Origin of the sequence: Rhizobium sp. 862_C5_N1_2 (assembly GCF_051811205.1) — a bacterium.
Classification (GTDB): Bacteria; Pseudomonadota; Alphaproteobacteria; order Rhizobiales; family Rhizobiaceae; genus Rhizobium; species Rhizobium leguminosarum.
Genome location: NZ_JBPWPT010000006.1, coordinates 17688 through 36733 on the forward strand (window position 1 = coordinate 17688; position 19046 = coordinate 36733).

General features: G+C 58.4%; 18 protein-coding genes and 4 pseudogenes. 8 read left to right on the forward strand and 14 right to left on the reverse strand.

Annotated elements, in window-relative coordinates; all coding sequences use genetic code 11:
- Window positions 1-26: 26 nt before the first annotated feature.
- Window positions 27-1216, forward strand: a protein-coding gene (locus tag ACD590_RS37365) for an IS3-like element ISRle4 family transposase (RefSeq protein ID WP_096772380.1) whose coding sequence is annotated in 2 segments (ribosomal slippage) — window positions 27-276 and window positions 276-1216 — 1191 coding nt in all. Because the reading frame shifts where the segments join, the coding sequence is not laid out codon by codon here.
- A 597-nt stretch (window positions 1217-1813) separates the two neighbouring features.
- Here ACD590_RS37365 and ACD590_RS37370 read toward each other — a convergent pair.
- From ACD590_RS37370 to ACD590_RS37380, 3 genes and pseudogenes are all read right to left on the reverse strand, one after another.
- Window positions 1814-2332 carry a hypothetical protein gene (locus ACD590_RS37370; protein WP_096772377.1) on the reverse strand — a complete coding sequence of 173 codons (519 nt, stop codon included), beginning with the start codon at window positions 2330-2332 and terminating at the stop codon, window positions 1814-1816.
- A 38-nt stretch (window positions 2333-2370) separates the two neighbouring features.
- Window positions 2371-2646 carry a hypothetical protein gene (locus ACD590_RS37375; RefSeq protein WP_096772376.1) on the reverse strand — a complete coding sequence of 92 codons (276 nt, stop codon included), beginning with the start codon at window positions 2644-2646 and terminating at the stop codon, window positions 2371-2373.
- A gap of 8 nt (window positions 2647-2654) precedes the next feature.
- A pseudogene (locus tag ACD590_RS37380) lies at window positions 2655-2795 on the reverse strand (transposase domain-containing protein); the annotation flags it as partial.
- A 475-nt stretch (window positions 2796-3270) separates the two neighbouring features.
- On the opposite strand from ACD590_RS37380, the gene ACD590_RS37385 reads away from it, so the two are divergent.
- Genes ACD590_RS37385 through ACD590_RS37395 form a run of 3 tightly spaced genes read left to right on the forward strand, consistent with a single transcriptional unit; the run spans window position 3271 to window position 6079 of the window.
- Window positions 3271-4161: a site-specific integrase gene (locus ACD590_RS37385; protein ID WP_439020950.1), complete on the forward strand. Its 891-nt coding sequence runs from the start codon at window positions 3271-3273 to the stop codon at window positions 4159-4161.
- Window positions 4158-5081, forward strand: coding sequence for a tyrosine-type recombinase/integrase (locus ACD590_RS37390; RefSeq protein ID WP_086083856.1), 924 nt, complete (start codon window positions 4158-4160; stop codon window positions 5079-5081). The genes ACD590_RS37385 and ACD590_RS37390 overlap by 4 nt, the downstream gene beginning before the upstream one ends.
- The gene (locus ACD590_RS37395; protein ID WP_096772358.1) at window positions 5078-6079 is read left to right on the forward strand and encodes a tyrosine-type recombinase/integrase; all 1002 of its coding nucleotides are present in this window, start codon (window positions 5078-5080) and stop codon (window positions 6077-6079) included. Before ACD590_RS37390 ends, ACD590_RS37395 begins: the two co-directional genes overlap by 4 nt.
- A 140-nt stretch (window positions 6080-6219) precedes the next feature.
- Here the strand turns inward: ACD590_RS37395 and tnpC are convergent.
- Together tnpC and tnpB (ACD590_RS37405) are read right to left on the reverse strand one after the other, a co-directional pair.
- Window positions 6220-7740 (reverse strand): annotated as a pseudogene (tnpC, locus tag ACD590_RS37400) (IS66 family transposase); the annotation flags it as partial.
- The gene (gene tnpB / locus ACD590_RS37405) at window positions 7737-8012 is read right to left on the reverse strand and encodes an IS66 family insertion sequence element accessory protein TnpB (RefSeq protein WP_170961542.1); all 276 of its coding nucleotides are present in this window, start codon (window positions 8010-8012) and stop codon (window positions 7737-7739) included. The gene tnpB (ACD590_RS37405) and the pseudogene tnpC, both read right to left, overlap by 4 nt.
- On the opposite strand from tnpB (ACD590_RS37405), the gene ACD590_RS37410 reads away from it, so the two are divergent.
- The 3 genes from ACD590_RS37410 to ACD590_RS37420 all read left to right on the forward strand — a co-directional run bounded on the left by ACD590_RS37410 (window position 7976) and on the right by ACD590_RS37420 (window position 11302).
- Window positions 7976-8236 carry a DUF5372 family protein gene (locus ACD590_RS37410; protein ID WP_239621142.1) on the forward strand — a complete coding sequence of 87 codons (261 nt, stop codon included), beginning with the start codon at window positions 7976-7978 and terminating at the stop codon, window positions 8234-8236. The genes tnpB (ACD590_RS37405) and ACD590_RS37410 overlap by 37 nt on opposite strands.
- A 227-nt stretch (window positions 8237-8463) precedes the next feature.
- The gene (locus tag ACD590_RS37415) at window positions 8464-8892 is read left to right on the forward strand and encodes a helix-turn-helix domain-containing protein (protein ID WP_245424676.1); all 429 of its coding nucleotides are present in this window, start codon (window positions 8464-8466) and stop codon (window positions 8890-8892) included.
- A 292-nt stretch (window positions 8893-9184) separates the two neighbouring features.
- A complete protein-coding gene (locus ACD590_RS37420; protein ID WP_096772313.1) occupies window positions 9185-11302 on the forward strand; it encodes a recombinase family protein in 2118 nt (705 codons plus the stop codon).
- On the opposite strand, the gene tnpB (ACD590_RS37425) is transcribed toward ACD590_RS37420, so the two are convergent.
- The gene (gene tnpB, locus ACD590_RS37425; RefSeq protein WP_376766382.1) at window positions 11273-11533 is read right to left on the reverse strand and encodes an IS66 family insertion sequence element accessory protein TnpB; all 261 of its coding nucleotides are present in this window, start codon (window positions 11531-11533) and stop codon (window positions 11273-11275) included. The two genes, ACD590_RS37420 and tnpB (ACD590_RS37425), sit on opposite strands and share 30 nt — an antisense overlap.
- Here tnpB (ACD590_RS37425) and ACD590_RS37430 point away from each other — a divergent pair.
- Window positions 11517-11951 carry a hypothetical protein gene (locus ACD590_RS37430; RefSeq protein WP_376766383.1) on the forward strand — a complete coding sequence of 145 codons (435 nt, stop codon included), beginning with the start codon at window positions 11517-11519 and terminating at the stop codon, window positions 11949-11951. The two genes, tnpB (ACD590_RS37425) and ACD590_RS37430, sit on opposite strands and share 17 nt — an antisense overlap.
- A gap of 104 nt (window positions 11952-12055) precedes the next feature.
- Here the strand turns inward: ACD590_RS37430 and ACD590_RS37435 are convergent.
- The 8 genes and pseudogenes from ACD590_RS37435 to ACD590_RS37470 form a co-directional block, all read right to left on the reverse strand.
- A pseudogene (locus ACD590_RS37435) lies at window positions 12056-12330 on the reverse strand (transposase); the annotation flags it as partial.
- A gap of 383 nt (window positions 12331-12713) precedes the next feature.
- Window positions 12714-13508, reverse strand: coding sequence for an IS21-like element helper ATPase IstB (istB, locus tag ACD590_RS37440; RefSeq protein ID WP_096772310.1), 795 nt, complete (start codon window positions 13506-13508; stop codon window positions 12714-12716).
- Window positions 13498-15018 (reverse strand): IS21 family transposase, encoded by a 1521-nt coding sequence (gene istA, locus ACD590_RS37445; protein ID WP_141399585.1) that lies wholly within the window; start codon window positions 15016-15018, stop codon window positions 13498-13500. Before istA ends, istB begins: the two co-directional genes overlap by 11 nt.
- A gap of 72 nt (window positions 15019-15090) precedes the next feature.
- On the reverse strand, window positions 15091-15426 hold the full coding sequence (locus ACD590_RS37450; RefSeq protein ID WP_096772308.1) for a hypothetical protein: 336 nt from the start codon (window positions 15424-15426) through the stop codon (window positions 15091-15093).
- A gap of 188 nt (window positions 15427-15614) precedes the next feature.
- Window positions 15615-15737 (reverse strand): annotated as a pseudogene (locus ACD590_RS37455) (transposase domain-containing protein); the annotation flags it as partial.
- A 114-nt stretch (window positions 15738-15851) separates the two neighbouring features.
- Window positions 15852-16853: a tyrosine-type recombinase/integrase gene (locus ACD590_RS37460; RefSeq protein WP_096772358.1), complete on the reverse strand. Its 1002-nt coding sequence runs from the start codon at window positions 16851-16853 to the stop codon at window positions 15852-15854.
- Window positions 16850-17773, reverse strand: coding sequence for a tyrosine-type recombinase/integrase (locus tag ACD590_RS37465; RefSeq protein WP_086083856.1), 924 nt, complete (start codon window positions 17771-17773; stop codon window positions 16850-16852). The genes ACD590_RS37460 and ACD590_RS37465 overlap by 4 nt, the downstream gene beginning before the upstream one ends.
- A complete protein-coding gene (locus ACD590_RS37470; protein WP_439020950.1) occupies window positions 17770-18660 on the reverse strand; it encodes a site-specific integrase in 891 nt (296 codons plus the stop codon). Before ACD590_RS37470 ends, ACD590_RS37465 begins: the two co-directional genes overlap by 4 nt.
- Window positions 18661-19046 lie beyond the last annotated feature (386 nt).

Below are 19046 nucleotides of genomic sequence, written 5' to 3' on the forward strand. Positions count from 1 at the left end.
CTCTGGCCCATTGAGAGGACCAGGGAATGAAGCGCAATCGTTTCACAGACGAACAGATCATCGGCATTCTGAAGGAGCACGAGGCTGGCACGCCGGTCTCGGAGCTTTGCCGCAAGCACGGCGTCAGCGATGCCAGCATCTATAAATGGAAGGCCAAATTCGGCGGCATGGAGGTATCCGAAGCCAAGCGGCTGAAGACGCTGGAGGACGAGAACACGAAGCTGAAGCGGCTTCTGGCGGATGCCATGCTCGACAATGCCGCTTTGAAAGACCTTTTGGGAAAGAAGTGGTGACGCCCGCGGCCAAGCGGAAAGCTGTCGCGCATCTGATGATCCATCATGAGATGAGCGAACGGCGGGCGTGTAAAGCCATTGGTTTTTGCCGAATGACGATTCGTTACGAGACCAGGCGCGACGATGATCATGAGCTTCGCGAGCGAATGAAGGCGTTGGCGCATGAACGCCGCCGCTTTGGATATCGACGCATTCATGTGCTGCTGAGGCGGGAGGGTCACCTCGTGAACCACAAGAGGCTCTTCCGGCTCTATCGGGAGGAGAAACTGACGGTGCGCAAGCGCGGCGGTCGCAAGCGAGCGATAGGCACGCGAGCGCCGATGCTGGTGCCGATGGTGGCCAATGACCGTTGGTCGCTAGACTTCGTGTCGGATCAGTTCACCGATGGGCGCAGGCTGCGGATTCTGACCGTCGTCGATGATTGCACGAGGGAGTGCCTGGCGCTCGTCGCCGATACATCACTTTCCGGTCTTCGCGTCGCACGGGAGCTTGACCGGATTATCGAGGAGCGCGGCAAGCCGAGGATGATCGTCTCCGACAACGGCAGCGAGTTCACCAGCAACGCGATCCTGCAATGGGCGGACCGGACCAAGGTTGACTGGCATTACATTGCGCCTGGCAAGCCTATCCAGAACGCTTTTATCGAAAGCTTCAACGGGCGGCTGCGAGACGAGTTCTTGAATGAAACTCTGTTCTCGTCGCTCGCTCACGCCCGGTCTGCGCTTTCAAACTGGCGTAGCGATTACAACGATCAACGCCCGCATTCAGGCCTTGGCTGGCTGACACCGGCCGAATTCGCTCAGACACTCAACCCGCGACGTGATGCGGTGCTGCGCAGCCGAAATGGCTCCGCACCGCAACCCGCCGCTACCGAACCAACAACAGCAACCAAAAACCGCTGGAGCGAACGCAAAACTGGATAAAACTTGGGGGCAAGGTCAGCAGGTCTGCGATTTATCGCGATCTGCAGAAGCTTGGCTTCAGCTTTGCTGATATTGTAAAGTACAACGACTATCATAGTGACGAAGGGCCGGCCGCGCCTTTGATGGTGCGGAATGCTTTTCAGGACAAGGAGGCGTATTTCGACACCTTAAAGAACGCATATCTCAGCTTTTATCTGAGAAAGGACTTTGTCTCGGAGTATGAGAGCCTCGTTGCGAACGGCTACTAGAGCCCTGCTCGGACGTCAGGTCAGGTGTTCCGGCACCTTATCCTTACTCTCGTTTGGGGCTTCGGCAAAGGCCGTCCGGTGATATATTGGTCTATGAGAATGCTACGACGGCAACGGCTTGGGTTCCAAAGTTGGCAGGTGCGACGGACCGGATGCCGTCGCAGCTATTATAGTCCACATATGGTGTTCATTTTTAGGAGAAACTTCTTTCGAAGATCTACAGAGTGCGGGCCGGCCAAGGTTGCCAGATATCGATCAAACTCCGCTTCCAATTCTGTGTGGAATAGTGTGCGGTTCACAGTGATTTGACCATTATCGAAGCGCATTATTGGGCCGCTGACCCCGACCGTCATCTTTTCGGTCGCCCGCTGTGATGGAGTGCGCATCGCCCTTGGCTATAGAACTCGTCAGCCTTCTTCGTCGCCACCATGCCAGCGCCGAGACAATTGATAAATGGCTGCCAGTTGCTCAGGAACTCTCTAAACAGCCGACCGCTTTGACGTGTATGGTTGGTCATGCCCTCACGGAAACCTTGAATTGTTTCGAGAACGAGGCAATCCAGGGCGAGGATCGCAAAGCCATATGTTTGCTGGTGGTTAGATTTATCGACATCGATCAGGGTCTGCGCTGGCTTGATAAATCGGCCCTGTATGCGATCCCTTAGGACATCGACTGCTTTCAGCCACTCCTCCTGTTTCGGATTGTCGGGATCCAGTTCGAGGCCGCGCCAGAACGCGACCGTGTACTTCGGACTGATCTGCAGGCTACGGCTCTTTGTTGTCTCGCTCGTTCGCTTAGCTTTCAAGAAATCGCGATACTGGACCCCAACACGGAGAAGTCGTTGGGCCGGATCTGCTTTCGTAAGCATCCGGTGATTGCCGCACCTGGCGCTGATGGTGTGTAGGTTCAGCGGTCTGACTGAAGTGCCCCGACGGCTCTTGCCGCCTTGTCGCAGCGCTCTGAAAGTTCTGGGTATGAGAGCCCCATGTGCTCGGTCGCGATCTTGAAGAGATACTGCGCGATGGCATCAACTGAGGCGGTTTGATTGGCCAGCATGCCATAGACGGTATCGGCATAGGCATCATATTCGTCTTGCGCTTCAGGAATGTCCGACACCCCGATGGGGTCCCACTCGGTGAGCAATATTTTCCGAATGATAGCTCGGTTGGCTTTGCGATCCATCGTTGATCCTATGCCGCAACGGCTGCTGTTTGCGTCGGTTTCCAGTTCCACGGCAGCAATTGCTCCAGCCTGCTGATCGGCGTGTCGGCAATGTTGGCGAGAACGTCGGCGAGCCAAGCCTGTGGGTCGATGTCATTGAGCTTGGCGGTTTATGCCGACCGGCGAACTATGCCGATTAATCAACTTTTTGCCAACGTTTCCAGCACCATAGCGGCCGCCTAGTCGGCATAGCTTAGGGTCTCTCCGTCGCAATTGTCGCGAAGGAGAGGACACATGAACGCAACTGACTATTTGAATCGCAGCGCCCTATACCGGAAGCTGGTCTACGGTCCGTATCGGGAGTTTGCGGGCGTTTACGCCGCCAAAATGTCGAACGAAGGTTTGGGGCGGCAATGCACGTGGCGGTCGCTGAGCCTGTTTCGGGATCTGATGGACTGGCATGTTGGCAATGGACATGCTCCGCAGGATTTGAATGAGGTTCACGCCGACCGCTTTCTTGAGCATCGTTTCAAACACTGGAAGCCCGACTCGGGCGATCGATCGGCGCTCCGCCGCTTGCTTTTGGCGTTACGGGAGAAAGGCTTAATACCAGCCGCGCTTCCGATTCAGCGCAGTGAGCACGAGATGATCGTCGATGTATTCGGGCAATATCTCTCGAATGAGAGAGGGCTCGCCGCCGCGACAGTGGGGAGCCACAAGCTTCTGTCGCTTCGATTTCTCCGGGAGGTGTGTCCTTTCGGCGCAGACGAGTTTGCAGCGCTCACCCCGGAGATCGTTATCGGTTATGTCGAGCGACATGCGCTCGACGGTTCCGCCGACAGTGGCAAAGCCATGTGCGGGGTTGTGCGTGCTTTCCTGCGCTATTTGCATCTGAAGGGCTTCATCTCGACGCCGCTCGCTGACTGTGTGCCGTCCATCCGCCGCTGGCGACTTGCCGGCCTTCCAACCTTCCTGCCGCCCGAGAAAGTCCAGAAGGTTCTCGATGCCTGCGATCGGACGACGGCAATGGGTCGTCGGGACTATGCGGTTCTGATGATCCTCGCCAAGCTCGGTTTGCGCGCCAGCGAAGTGGCCACCCTCAATCTTGACGATATCGACTGGCAGTCGGGCACGATCCTCGTACACGGAAAGGGACGACGACAAGCGACTATGCCGCTGCGTCACGACGTCGGAACAGCGATCGTCGCTTATATCCGGCATGGGCGCCCAGCTTCGGCATGTCGGCGAGTCTTCTTGCGAACACTTGCGCCGCATGTGGGCTTTGCCTCCGGCTGCGCCATCACGATGATCGCGAAGCAGGCACTCGAACGGGCAGGCATTGACGGCTATGCGCATCACGGTGCCCATCTTTTCCGCCACAGCCTTGCGACCGACCTTTTGCGGTCGGGCGCCAGCTTTGCCGAGATCGGTCAACTGCTCCGCCATCGAAGCATCGACAGTACAAGAATCTATGCAAAGCTCGATATTGAGAAGCTGCGGGAACTGAGCCTACCCTGGCCGGGAGGTGTCCAATGAGCCGGCTTCGCACCGCGCTTGAGCGCTACATCGGCATGCGCCAAGGGCTGGGATACAAATATGACGGTCCGGCAAAACGATTGTCGGAGTTCGTCGCTTTCATGGAAGCCCGCGGCGCCGAGACCATCACGGCGGACCTGGCAATGGAGTGGGTCACCTCGATGGGCCGGCAGCCGAGTTGGTCAATCCGACTGGCTGATGTGCGCTGCTTTGCCCAGCACCTCAGTCATTTCGATCCTTTGACGGAAGTGCCACCGAGCGACGCTGTGGCGCCGGCACGGCGGACAAAACCCTACATCTATAGTGAGGTCGAGATTCAGGCACTTCTGGCGGCAGCACTGTCGTTGCCGCCGGCCAACGCCCTGCGGCGCTGGACATATCACTGCCTGTTCGGGCTGATAGCGGTCGCCGGACTGCGCCATTCCGAAGCGCTCAGCCTGCTCCGGGCCGATGTAGATCTCGACCAGGGCGTCCTCACCATCCGAGAGACAAAGTTTGGCAAGTCACGGCTGGTGCCGCTGCATGCCACGACAATTGCTGTCCTTTCAGGCTATGCCGCCCGACGCGATGCACACCTTGGTACGCCGCGTAGTCCCTATTTCTTCGTCGCCGAACAGGGCGGCAGATTGCTGCATCAATACGTGCACCGCGTGTTCTGGCGACTATCTCGGCAAATCGGATTACGGCAGGAGGGGAAACGAGATGGCCCACGGATTCATGATCTTCGTCACCGTTTCGCCGTCCAGACCCTGATCAACTGGCATCGCGCCGGCGAAGATGTGGAACGCGAGCTGCCGGTTCTCTCGACCTTCCTCGGCCATGCGAATGTTCGCGACACCTATTGGTATCTGTCCGCCACGCCGGAACTGATGAACCATGCCGTACGGCGATTGAATAAGCGCTGGGAGGTACGGTCATGAGACGCACGAAAGACCTGGCCGTGCTGATCGAGCGGTGGTTCACAGATCGGCTCATGAAGCATCGAGGTGTAAGTTCTAACACCATCGCCTCCTATCGCGACACCTTCAGGCTCCTGTTTGCGTTCGCACAGACGCGCCTTGGGAGATCCCCATCGGAGTTGACGCTGCGGGATTTGGACGCTCCCTTCATCGGCGCATTCCTGGAGGATCTTGAGACGAAGAGATCCGCCTCGGTGCGGACCCGGAATCTCCGCCTTACAGCCATCCGCTCTTTCTTCCGATATGCGGCGTTCGAGGAGCCGGCACATAGCGCCCACATTCAGCGTGTGCTCGCGATCCCCAGCAAGCGATGTGACAAGCGGCAGCTTCAGTTTCTAACTAGGCCCGAGATTGAAGCGATCCTGGACTGCACGGATCGAAGCACGTGGCTGGGACGCCGCGACTACACTCTGCTGTTACTGGCCGCCCAAACGGGGCTGCGGGTCTCGGAGATCATCGACCTTGACCGAGATTCGGTAATGCTCGGCCGCGGTGCGCATGTGCAATGCATCGGCAAGGGCCGCAAAGAGCGAAGTACGCCGCTCACAAAGGTTGCACAGCAAGCCCTCCGTTATTGGCTCAAGGAACCAGGGAAGCGAGGCTCAACAGCCCTCTTTCCGAATACGCACGGTGGCAGGCTCAGCGCCGACGGCGTGCAGGCACTGCTGAACAAATATGTCGCCAAAGCACGTGAGCACTGCGTCTCCCTTCGCTCAAAGCGGGTGTCGCCCCATGTCTTGCGGCACTCTGCTGCCATGGAGTTGCTGCAGGCGGGCGTCGACTGCTCCGTCATTGCCCTGTGGTTGGGCCATGAAGCGATGGAAACGACGTTGACCTATCTTCATGCGCATCTCGAACTGAAGGAATCTGCACTCGCAAAGCTGAAGCCGTACGAAGGCGCCAAGGCCGAGCGATTTCGACCAAGCGACCGGCTTCTGGAATTCCTGAACACCCTCTGAGCATGAGAACTATGCCGAGTGCCAAACAACGGCGACCCGCCAAACTGGCTCGGAACGCACGGTTTGCCGTTCCTGCCAGAAGACGCACTCGGCATAGTTCGCCGGTCGGCATAAACTGCCTTATGCCGCGCGCGGCATAATGCCGTCATGATCAGCGTGGCCATGAAGGCGGCACGATCAGCGCCACGATCCGATCCGGCGAAGAGCCATGACTTTCTTCCGAGAGCAAAGCCTCTGAGCGCGCGTTCGGCGGCATTATTCGTCAGGCAAATCCGGCCGTCTTCGAGGAAGGCCGTGAAGCCGTTCCAGCGCTTCAACATGTAGTCGATCGGCTCAGAGACAGGAGAACTGCGCGACAGCTTTGCCCGCTCAGTTTGGAGCCAGTCATGCAGTTCTTCGACGAGCGGCTGGCTGTCTTTGCGGCGGCGCTCCTGGCGCTGCTCGGGGCTAAGACCGTTGATCTCCCGTTCGATATCGAACAGGGCATCGATCCGTTTGACGGCCTCCAATGCCATCGGTGAGATCGGTCCGGCTTTGCTGCCACGTTTGGCGTTCGTGGCAATGTCGGCCAGCACGAAGAACTTGCGGCGCGAATGTGCCCAGCAGAGTGCTTGGCGCAGAGGCGCGGGATCGCGATCTGCTTTGAACAGCGGGTTATAGCCGCCATAGGCATCCGCCTGCAGAATGCCGGTGAAGGTCTTCAGATGTCGCTCTGGATGCTCCTGCCGCCGATCCCGAGAGGAATAGTAGAGGGCGGCGGGCGGTGACTGTCCGCCGAACGGCCGATCGTCCGGAACGTAGGTCCAGATGCGGCCGGTATCGGTCTTTCCCTTCGCCAGGATCGGCACGGTCGTGTCGTCGCCATGCAGCCGCTCGGCCGCCAGGACATGGGCCTCGATCAACGAATGGATGGGCTTCAGGGCTGCGGCACACGCGCCGACCTGATCGGCAAGCGTCGACAGGCTGAGATCGATCCCCTCTCGGGCATAGCGCTCGCTTTGGCGATTGAGCGGCTGATGCTGCGCGAACTTCTCAAACAGGATCATCGCCAGAAGGTTCGGGCCGGCAAAGCCGCGGGGTGTCACATGGAAGGGTGCTGGCGGCTGCGTGATCTTCTCGCACTCGCGGCAGGTGAACTTCTACCGCACCGTCTGGATAACCTTCCACTGACGCGGAATGACCTCCAGGGTCTCGGTGATATCCTCGCCGAGCTTCGACAGCTTGGCCGATCCACAGCATGGGCAACTGGATGGGGCGGCAATAACGACGCGCTCGCGCGGCAGGTGTTCAGGAAAGGGCTTGCGTGACGGACGCTTGCGCTCGAAGGCCCTGACGGTCGAGCTTTTGGCAACCATCTCTGCCGCGAGTTCGTCTTCGCCGGCATCAGCTTCGAGTTCTTCGAGTTGCAGTTCCATCTGTTCGAGAAGCCGCGCCTTGCGCTCAGAGCGGCTGCCGTAAAGCTCTCGGCGGACCTTCTCGATCTCCAGCTTCAGCCGCGCGATCAGCGCCTCGGAATGTGACACGAGCGCTTTTGCGCTGGCAGCTTCCGCCTTGGCTGTCGCCGCTTCCACCTCGGCAGCAACACGCAGCGCTCGCTCTTCGGCCAGCAGTGCGAGCGCACTGGCAAGGTCATCTGGAAGCTGGTCGACAGGGCTGTTCATGGCGAGATGGAATCATATTCGCCCCCGCTATTCCAGTATTTTTGCTCATCCGACCGAGGTTGGTCGCAGGTCTTTTGCGGCATCCGCCAGTCGATACCTTCCAGCAAATAACCGAGCTGCCCAGGCGTAATCACGACCGTTCCATCGGCCGCCGACGGCCATATGAAACGTCCACGTTCCAACTTCTTGTACCTCACAACAGAATGCAGCCACTGCCAACGCAGATACGCAGTTAGTGCGGGTAACGCATCCGTTTCATCCTTTATTCCCACGACAGTTGCCGTGCATCGGCAAGCGCTACAACCGGCATGGTGAACGCCTTTTGCTGCAGACCGAGGACGCCACTGTTTGGTCGGTTCCTCCGCAATGGACTGATCTTGTGAGCCTGGATCCCGAAGTCGTCATGAGCAACGGACGATTGCTCTTGCGGATTGTCGACTTAATGGAGTTGGCCACTCTGGTGGAGCGCCTTTCGAGCAAATCGAGCCCGCGCTGACGCGCTGAAGTGTAAAGGTAAATATGTCGCATCTGTAAAGTGGATTATGCCGCAAGAGGTCGTTTTTATGAGATGGTACGCCTGCAAATACGAGATATCGCGTCAGATAGACCATAAACATCGCCTTGACGAGGTAGCAGAATGCGGCATAATTAGCATTACGCTAACGCCGCTTCATGTCCTCGGAGCCATTGATGTCTGCGAAGTACGAGAGCAAGCGCACAAAGATGGATGTCCTCATCGAAGAGGGCACGTTCAATCCCACCCCCGAGAAGGTGCGCGATCCAAAGTTTCGGGGCAGCGAGTTCTTCGATCCGCACGACGCCGTGCAGGTCAAATACGAGATGCTGCGTCGCGTGTCCATCGACAAGGTGTCGGTGACGGAGGCCTCCGACGAGTACGGTGTTTCCAGGCCAACCTATTACCAGGCCAAGGTGAACTTCGACATGGCCGGGATTGCCGGACTGGTGCCGACAAAGCCGGGCCCCCGCGGTCCCCACAAGATCGACGACAAAGTCCTGGCATTTCTGCAGGCGCAGACCGCCCCAGGAGAACCCGTTCGCGCCCGGGAACTGGCCAAGCTGCTCCGCCAGGAACTCGATATCGAGCTTCATCCCAGATCGATCGAGCGGGTTCTAAAAAAAAGCGACACGTAAACATTGCCGCGACGGCGGCATGCCCGACCCAACCGTCGACCATCGCGTCCCAGTACGAGGTATTGCGCAAGGCCGCCTTCGGCGCAGCGCTGCCACTTATGGCCCGTAGCGGCCTGATGCTCTTTCTGCGCCGGGGCATGTGGGGATGGGCTCAGGCGCTGACCGCAACAGCAGTCACCCCGCCAGAGCAGAATTACCCATCGTCAATGGCTTGGCCGCTGCGCGGCGGACACAGCGCCGTCGTTCACGTCCTTGCGACAATCGCTATGAGCACCAACGATCGGAGGTCACCATGAATGTACATCTCAAAGTCCAGCCTCATCACCTCGAACGTGGCGCCTACCTCTACATCCGCCAGTCTTCCATGCGGCAAGTCGTCGAGAACGTCGAGAGCGCCAGGCGGCAATATGCGCTTCGGGGACGCGCTGTCGCCCTCGGCTGGCGCGACGAGCAGATTATCGTCATCGACAACGATCAAGGAGAGTCCGGTGCATCGGCGGTGTGGCGCGAGGGGTTTCAGCGGCTGGTCAGCGACGTCGGCATGGGACATGCCGGGATCGTCATGGGCCTGGAGGTCTCGCGTCTGGCGCGCAACAATGCCGACTGGCAGCGTCTGCTGGAGATTTGCGCCCTTGCCGACACCCTGATCCTCGACGAGGACGGCGTCTATGATCCGGCAAGTTTCAACGACCGGCTCCTGCTCGGCCTCAAGGGAACAATGAGTGAGGCCGAACTGCATGTGATCAAAGCCCGGCTACGCGGCGGCATTCTCAACAAGGTGCGGCGCGGCGAGTTTCGTTGCCTCCTGCCGACTGGGTTGGTCTATGACCATTTCGGCAATGTGACGCTCGATCCAGACATGCAAGTCAGAGAAACGATCATTCATTTCTTTGAGATGTTCTCTCGCCTCGGGTCCGCCTCCCAGACCGTCAAGGTCTTTCGCAATGAAGGCCTATTGTTTCCATCGCGCCTACACAACGGCGGCACGCTGTTTCGGCCGCTGACCGCATCGACGGCGATGCGTGTCCTGAACAATCCGCGCTACGCTGGCGCCTATACCTATGGCCGACGACAGTTTCGACGCACCATCGACGGCAAAAAGACTCTGCGTGCGCGCGACATTGATGACTGGCCGGCCTGCATTCCCGATGCTCATCCCGGCTATATCAGCTGGGAGCGACATCAGGAGAATCTGAAGATCCTCAAGGCGAATGGCCGTGGATTTGAAGCGGCACGAGCTTCAATCCCAAGGGAGGGACCGGCACTGCTGCAAGGCCGGGCCGTATGTGGGCAGTGCGGCAGCCATCTTAGGGTTCGCTATGCGGCGCGGCGTGGCCGGCAGGAAGCCTGGTACATTTGTAATCGTGCCCGCATTTATCGTGGGGAGCCTATGTGTCAGTCGATCGCCGGGCCTCCCGTCGATGAAGCCATCGGTATGCTGATTGCCGAGCAAATGACGCCGGCGGCCGTCGAACTCGCTCTCGAAGTCCGCAAGGAGATCCAAGCCCGGCATGAAGAAGCAGACCGGCTGCGCTGTCGCGCAATCGAACGCGCCCAAACGGAAGCCGAGCTCGCTCAGCGCCGCTTCATGCTTGTCGATCCTAGTAACCGCCTCGTCGCCGACACGCTCGAAGGTGAATGGAACGAGAAGCTTCGCACGCTGGCCAGTGCCCGCGAAGAGCGCGAACGTGGCCGAGAGCACGATCAATTCATCCTCGATAAAGCTGTCCACGAACGGTTAGTCGCGATGACGGCCGACTTCAACCAGCTCTGGAAAGAGCCGGATACCCTAAGCCGCGAACGCAAGCGATTACTGGCCCACATCATTGAGGATGTCACTCTCTTAAAGCTGCCAGCGGAAGGAACCACCAAGCTTCACGTTCGCTTCAAGGGCGGCAAAATCCAGACGCTCACCACCATGAACCCAAAATCCTCTCCTCAGCAGATCAAGACAAAGCCCAGTATCATTGAACTGGTCGATAGGCTTCTCGACGATTACATTTATCCCGAGATCGCCGAGATTCTAAACGAGCAGGGACATCGCCCAGGTGGAACCGCACGTCGCGGCTGCCAGGACGCCCGCTTTACACCCCTCAAAGTCGCCTATCTCATCCACGAATATAAGCTGCGATCACGATATGATCGACTGCGACAGCGGGGAATGCTGACAAGACAGGAAGCGGCAGCGCATCTCAATATCAGCGAGCAAACCGTCGCCAGATGGGCCAAATTTGGCCTCATCACCAGACATGCCTATAACGGGCACTATAGCCTGTACGAAATCGCCGATGGAGACCTGCCGCAAAAGCAATGCAGCCGATGGAACCCCCTCAAGAATCGCGCTGCTGCGTATCGAGAAACGCAAACTGAGCCAAAAACATCAACTGGCGAGGAAAGAGGTGTAGTATGAACGCCGATCGTTCGTGAACAGGCAGGCTCCCTGACCATCATGCCAGATGACCTTGATCAGGCCGCCGCCACGCCCGCGGAACACGAACAGGCGCCCACACATCGGAGTTAGCGCTGTTTGCCTCGCACCTTGACCGTGCGCGTATTGCTGTTTCGAGTAATACCGCTGTGATAGAGATGGCAACGATGCGCCACTTGCGGACATTTCGTAAAACATGACTGTTCCCACCATGACAAAAGGTACACTACGATTTTTCTTTGATTTTGGGGCTGGCGGATGCTTGTGGGCGGGTGATGATGCTACCCGATCCAAATTAGGCGTCGGACCGCTTGATGCGACCGTGTATGACCTTCAAGGGGATGTCGCACTTCCCCCCCGGCTTTTATTGCCAAGCAACGTTCACTCGCTCATCAACCGTCTTGATCAAGAATATCTTAGCTACCTCAACCCATTGTATCCACCTGATCCAAGCCTCTGGACGCAAGCCAGGTGCGACCGCTTCAATAGCGATGTGGACCAGCTTCTGCTTTTGCTTCAGGTCGAGTTGGGTACCAACTTCGTGATTATCGATCAGCAGAAACGCCATGCCGAGGACCGGGCTCTTGGCGAATTCCTGGCCGCGAATCCCAATCAGAAGCCAATGCCCTAGAAATAGTCGGGATGGCGGTAATGGGCCGATACCATTGATAAAGTCGCGTCGAGATCGTGCGGCAGCATCTGGATTGCGGCTGGCGCGCCAAGGTGTAGCTCCCTTTATGCTGGTTTCGGCATCGGCGTCGGGATTAGCTTTGTAGCTTTGCGAGTTTCCGGAGGTTTTGGGCTGCGGCTGCGAGGTGGAACTCATCTCTAGCTCCATTCGGCCCTCGTAGTCGCAAGCGATCCAATCTGAGGATGCGTTTGAGGTGAGCAAAGAGCATCTCGACCTTTTTCCTCTCCCGCCTCGAAGTGACATAGGCTTCCGTTTTGGCGATATCGCGAGCCATGTCGCGAGCGCCCTCATGGATGGAGCGTGGTATTTTGCGCGCCGGGGGGGGGCGATGTCACGTTGTTTCATCAGTGATGGAAGAGTAAGCGGGGTCCCGGTCGCACTCGATCAAGATGCTTTAGGCGTTTCGAACTGTCTTGCGAGGCCGGGGACGACTGCATCGCGCCAATTGCAGTCCTACTCTAGCTTTTCGAAGCCGGGCATAAAACCAATGAGGGGCTCGCTCTTAATGTCTCTGACGCTTGTCGCATCTGAGCGCCATAAGCCGATGCCCATTGCTCAGGCGTGAAATCTGGAACCGGGCGAATGCCTTCGATTATGGCGACTGTATCATCGTGCTTGAGCAAGAATGTCTGTTGGTTTCCACGCGGAACTGAGCCGGTTTTTCCACCGAGAAGTGAGCCACCTCTAAGTATGGTTTTCTGATCATGCTTTGGTCAATGGGTTGGCCTTTTCTCCTCTCTTTTGTGCCGCGGCGGCCGAGCTGGCTTTGAAGCGGAAGCTGTCGTTCCCGGTTTCCAGGATATGGCAACGGTGGGTCAGGCGATCGAGCAGAGCGGTCGTCATCTTGGCGTCGCCGAAGACCGTGGCCCATTCGCTGAAGCTGAGATTGGTGGTGATGATGACGCTGGTGCGCTCGTAAAGCTTGCTCAAGAGGTGGAAGAGCAGCGCTCCACCCGAAGCACTGAACGGAAGGTATCCCAGCTCATCGAGGATCAGCAGATCGAGGCGAACCAGTGTCTCGGCGATCTGGCCTGCTTTTCCTTTGGCCTTCTCCTGCTCGAGCCCATTGACCAATTCGATGGTCGAGAAGAAGCGGACCTTTCGGCGATGATGCTCGATCGCCTGGACACCGAGGGCGGTCGCGACATGTGTTTTGCCTGTGCCCGGCCCGCCGACAAGCACGATATTCTGCGCTCCGTCGATGAACTCGCATCGGTTTAGTTGGCGCACCGTCGCTTCGTTGACTTCGCTGGCGGCGAAGTCGTATCCGGAGATGTCTTTGTAGGCCGGGAAGCGGGCAGCCTTCATATGATAGGCGATGGAGCGGACCTCGCGTTCGGCCATTTCGGCTTTCAGCAATTGGGACAGGATCGGCACGGCTGCATCAAACGCTGGAGCCCCTTGCTCGATCAGGTCCGTGACGGCTTGAGACATGCCATACATCTTCAGGCTACGCAGCATGATGACGACGGCGGCGCTGGCAGGATCATGACGCATGACGACCTCCTACGATCCGGACCCGCAGACCGTCATAGCGTTCTACATTGGCCTTGGGTTCAAGCAGCAAGGTCAGCGCCTGTGGCGTGTCGATGTCAGGACCATCAGTCGTCTTCCCATCGATCAGACGATGCAGCAGGTTCAGCACATGCGTCTTGGTCGCGACGCCTTGATCCAGAGCCAGTTCCACAGCCCTGACGACAACCTGTTCGTCGTGATGAAGAACCAGAGCGAGGATGTCGGCCATCTCCCGATCACCACCGGGGCGGCGAAGCATCTGATCCTGCAGTTGTCGAAAGCCCGGCGGCAATTCCAGGAAGGGTGCGCCATTGCGCAAAGCACCGGGCTTGCGCTGGATGACGGCAAGGTAATGCCGCCAGTCATAAATCGTCCGTGGTGGTTTGTCGTGGCTGCGTTCTATGATCCGCGGATGTTCGCAGAGGATATTGCCCTCGGCTGCAACGACCAGCCGCTCGGGATAAATCCGCAGGCTGACGGGCCGGTTCGCAAATGATGCAGGCACACTGTAACGATTACGCTCGAAGGTGATCAAGCATGTCGGTGAGACGCGCTTGCTCTGCTCGACGAAGCCGTCAAACATGGCGGGCAATGCCATTAAGGCAGGCTGCTCATCACCCCAAACATCTGCGATCGAACCGGACAAGGTGCCATGCGGTGTCTCGCGCCACAGGTCCTGGCAATGCTGTTCCAGCCATGCGTTCAACGCCGCTAAATCTGGAAAGTCCGGCATCTGTTGCCACAGCCGTGGTCGGGCATCCTGGACGTTCTTCTCGACCTGGCCTTTCTCCCAGCCTGCGGCGGGATTGCAGAACTCGGGCGCAAAGACGTAGTGGTTCGTCATCGCCTGGAAGCGGACGTTGACCTGCCGTTCCTTGCCGCGGCCAACACGATCGACCGCGGTCTTCATGTTATCATAGATGCCGCGACCAGGTACGCCGCCGAACACGCGGAACCCGTGCCAGTGAGCGTCGAAGAGCATCTCGTGCGTCTGCAGCAGGTAAGCTCTGACCAGAAAGGCGCGACTGTGTGATAGCTTGATATGGGCGACCTGAAGCTTCGTGCGCTCGCCGCCGATTACGGCATAGTCCTCACTCCAATCGAATTGGAATGCTTCGCCTGGGCGGAAAGACAGCGGAACGAATATGCCGCGGCCCGCCGTCTGCTGCTCAACCCGCCACTCACGGGCGAACGCGGCGACCCGTCCATAGGAGCCGGTAAAGCCGAGAACCACCAGATCGGCATGAAGCTGCTTCAGCGTTCGGCGCTGCTTGCGCGACCTTCCGGCCTCGGTCTGCAGCCAGCCAGCAAGTTTGTCGGCAAAAGGATCAAGCTTGCTCGGTCGTTCCGGTACCGTGAACGTCGGCTCGATCGTACCGGCACTCAAATACTTCGCGATCGTGTTGCGTGACAGTCCAGTGCGCCGGCTGATCTCGCGGATCGACTGCTTCTCGCGCAGCGCCATCCGACGGATGATGTTTAAAAGTCCCATGTGGATCACTCCGTTGCCCCCGTCGCTCTCCGCGTTGGGGGAAGGTTCACATGGCTCAATTCTCAATGGAAATTATGCGCCTAACCGGCTCAGTTCTGCGTGGAAACCAACAAATGTCGTAACAAGGTTCCCTTTTGGCAATGGCGAGGACATGGAAACGCGATGCGAACCGATATCCTCAAGGGTGACATTCTCCATCTGGACCCGATACGCCGCCCCGTCGAAGGCGACGAAGTTGCCGTCTCGAATGGCCCAGAATGGCCCCTCACATCCAGTCCCAATGTAGTGAAGTTCGCTTTCGGCAAATTTGCTCACTACTGCGGTCGCCCTGTTGTCCGAGCACGAAGCCGCCACGAGAAGGCCAGCAAAAAGCACACAGCGAAATAAGCGATAATGAATCTGCTGCACGCTCCGCCTCTCTGGAACTGTATTGGTTAGCGCCGAACGGCCACCTGGGCAGGGTAACGGTGATCAAGAAACAGGTCGTTAAAGGCACAGGATCAATTTTACCCAGTTCCTGGAGACCGAATCTAGAGCCAAACACATAGCTGCGTCGTCGTTTCGCTAACGGGCCGACGAAAGCCTTCAAACACCCATTATGCTAAGGAGTAATTCCACGGCAGGAGACCCTCAATCTGGCGCTGCTTGTGACCGTTGGCAATGGCGGTGAGTGTGCAGGTCAAATAGGCAAGCGGATCGACAGTATTGAGCTTACACGTTTATGCCGACCGGCGAACTATGCCGAGTGCGTCTTCTGGCAGGAACGGCAAACCGTGCGTTCCGAGCCAGTTTGGCGGGTCGCCGTTGTTTGGCACTCGGCATAGTTCTCATGCTCAGAGGGTGTTCAGGAATTCCAGAAGCCGGTCGCTTGGTCGAAATCGCTCGGCCTTGGCGCCTTCGTACGGCTTCAGCTTTGCGAGTGCAGATTCCTTCAGTTCGAGATGCGCATGAAGATAGGTCAACGTCGTTTCCATCGCTTCATGGCCCAACCACAGGGCAATGACGGAGCAGTCGACGCCCGCCTGCAGCAACTCCATGGCAGCAGAGTGCCGCAAGACATGGGGCGACACCCGCTTTGAGCGAAGGGAGACGCAGTGCTCACGTGCTTTGGCGACATATTTGTTCAGCAGTGCCTGCACGCCGTCGGCGCTGAGCCTGCCACCGTGCGTATTCGGAAAGAGGGCTGTTGAGCCTCGCTTCCCTGGTTCCTTGAGCCAATAACGGAGGGCTTGCTGTGCAACCTTTGTGAGCGGCGTACTTCGCTCTTTGCGGCCCTTGCCGATGCATTGCACATGCGCACCGCGGCCGAGCATTACCGAATCTCGGTCAAGGTCGATGATCTCCGAGACCCGCAGCCCCGTTTGGGCGGCCAGTAACAGCAGAGTGTAGTCGCGGCGTCCCAGCCACGTGCTTCGATCCGTGCAGTCCAGGATCGCTTCAATCTCGGGCCTAGTTAGAAACTGAAGCTGCCGCTTGTCACATCGCTTGCTGGGGATCGCGAGCACACGCTGAATGTGGGCGCTATGTGCCGGCTCCTCGAACGCCGCATATCGGAAGAAAGAGCGGATGGCTGTAAGGCGGAGATTCCGGGTCCGCACCGAGGCGGATCTCTTCGTCTCAAGATCCTCCAGGAATGCGCCGATGAAGGGAGCGTCCAAATCCCGCAGCGTCAACTCCGATGGGGATCTCCCAAGGCGCGTCTGTGCGAACGCAAACAGGAGCCTGAAGGTGTCGCGATAGGAGGCGATGGTGTTAGAACTTACACCTCGATGCTTCATGAGCCGATCTGTGAACCACCGCTCGATCAGCACGGCCAGGTCTTTCGTGCGTCTCATGACCGTACCTCCCAGCGCTTATTCAATCGCCGTACGGCATGGTTCATCAGTTCCGGCGTGGCGGACAGATACCAATAGGTGTCGCGAACATTCGCATGGCCGAGGAAGGTCGAGAGAACCGGCAGCTCGCGTTCCACATCTTCGCCGGCGCGATGCCAGTTGATCAGGGTCTGGACGGCGAAACGGTGACGAAGATCATGAATCCGTGGGCCATCTCGTTTCCCCTCCTGCCGTAATCCGATTTGCCGAGATAGTCGCCAGAACACGCGGTGCACGTATTGATGCAGCAATCTGCCGCCCTGTTCGGCGACGAAGAAATAGGGACTACGCGGCGTACCAAGGTGTGCATCGCGTCGGGCGGCATAGCCTGAAAGGACAGCAATTGTCGTGGCATGCAGCGGCACCAGCCGTGACTTGCCAAACTTTGTCTCTCGGATGGTGAGGACGCCCTGGTCGAGATCTACATCGGCCCGGAGCAGGCTGAGCGCTTCGGAATGGCGCAGTCCGGCGACCGCTATCAGCCCGAACAGGCAGTGATATGTCCAGCGCCGCAGGGCGTTGGCCGGCGGCAACGACAGTGCTGCCGCCAGAAGTGCCTGAATCTCGACCTCACTATAGATGTAGGGTTTTGTCCGCCGTGCCGGCGCCACAGCGTCGCTCGGTGGCACTTCCGTCAAAGGATCGAAATGACTGAGGTGCTGGGCAAAGCAGCGCACATCAGCCAGTCGGATTGACCAACTCGGCTGCCGGCCCATCGAGGTGACCCACTCCATTGCCAGGTCCGCCGTGATGGTCTCGGCGCCGCGGGCTTCCATGAAAGCGACGAACTCCGACAATCGTTTTGCCGGACCGTCATATTTGTATCCCAGCCCTTGGCGCATGCCGATGTAGCGCTCAAGCGCGGTGCGAAGCCGGCTCATTGGACACCTCCCGGCCAGGGTAGGCTCAGTTCCCGCAGCTTCTCAATATCGAGCTTTGCATAGATTCTTGTACTGTCGATGCTTCGATGGCGGAGCAGTTGACCGATCTCGGCAAAGCTGGCGCCCGACCGCAAAAGGTCGGTCGCAAGGCTGTGGCGGAAAAGATGGGCACCGTGATGCGCATAGCCGTCAATGCCTGCCCGTTCGAGTGCCTGCTTCGCGATCATCGTGATGGCGCAGCCGGAGGCAAAGCCCACATGCGGCGCAAGTGTTCGCAAGAAGACTCGCCGACATGCCGAAGCTGGGCGCCCATGCCGGATATAAGCGACGATCGCTGTTCCGACGTCGTGACGCAGCGGCATAGTCGCTTGTCGTCGTCCCTTTCCGTGTACGAGGATCGTGCCCGACTGCCAGTCGATATCGTCAAGATTGAGGGTGGCCACTTCGCTGGCGCGCAAACCGAGCTTGGCGAGGATCATCAGAACCGCATAGTCCCGACGACCCATTGCCGTCGTCCGATCGCAGGCATCGAGAACCTTCTGGACTTTCTCGGGCGGCAGGAAGGTTGGAAGGCCGGCAAGTCGCCAGCGGCGGATGGACGGCACACAGTCAGCGAGCGGCGTCGAGATGAAGCCCTTCAGATGCAAATAGCGCAGGAAAGCACGCACAACCCCGCACATGGCTTTGCCACTGTCGGCGGAACCGTCGAGCGCATGTCGCTCGACATAACCGATAACGATCTCCGGGGTGAGCGCTGCAAACTCGTCTGCGCCGAAAGGACACACCTCCCGGAGAAATCGAAGCGACAGAAGCTTGTGGCTCCCCACTGTCGCGGCGGCGAGCCCTCTCTCATTCGAGAGATATTGCCCGAATACATCGACGATCATCTCGTGCTCACTGCGCTGAATCGGAAGCGCGGCTGGTATTAAGCCTTTCTCCCGTAACGCCAAAAGCAAGCGGCGGAGCGCCGATCGATCGCCCGAGTCGGGCTTCCAGTGTTTGAAACGATGCTCAAGAAAGCGGTCGGCGTGAACCTCATTCAAATCCTGCGGAGCATGTCCATTGCCAACATGCCAGTCCATCAGATCCCGAAACAGGCTCAGCGACCGCCACGTGCATTGCCGCCCCAAACCTTCGTTCGACATTTTGGCGGCGTAAACGCCCGCAAACTCCCGATACGGACCGTAGACCAGCTTCCGGTATAGGGCGCTGCGATTCAAATAGTCAGTTGCGTTCATGTGTCCTCTCCTTCGCGACAATTGCGACGGAGAGA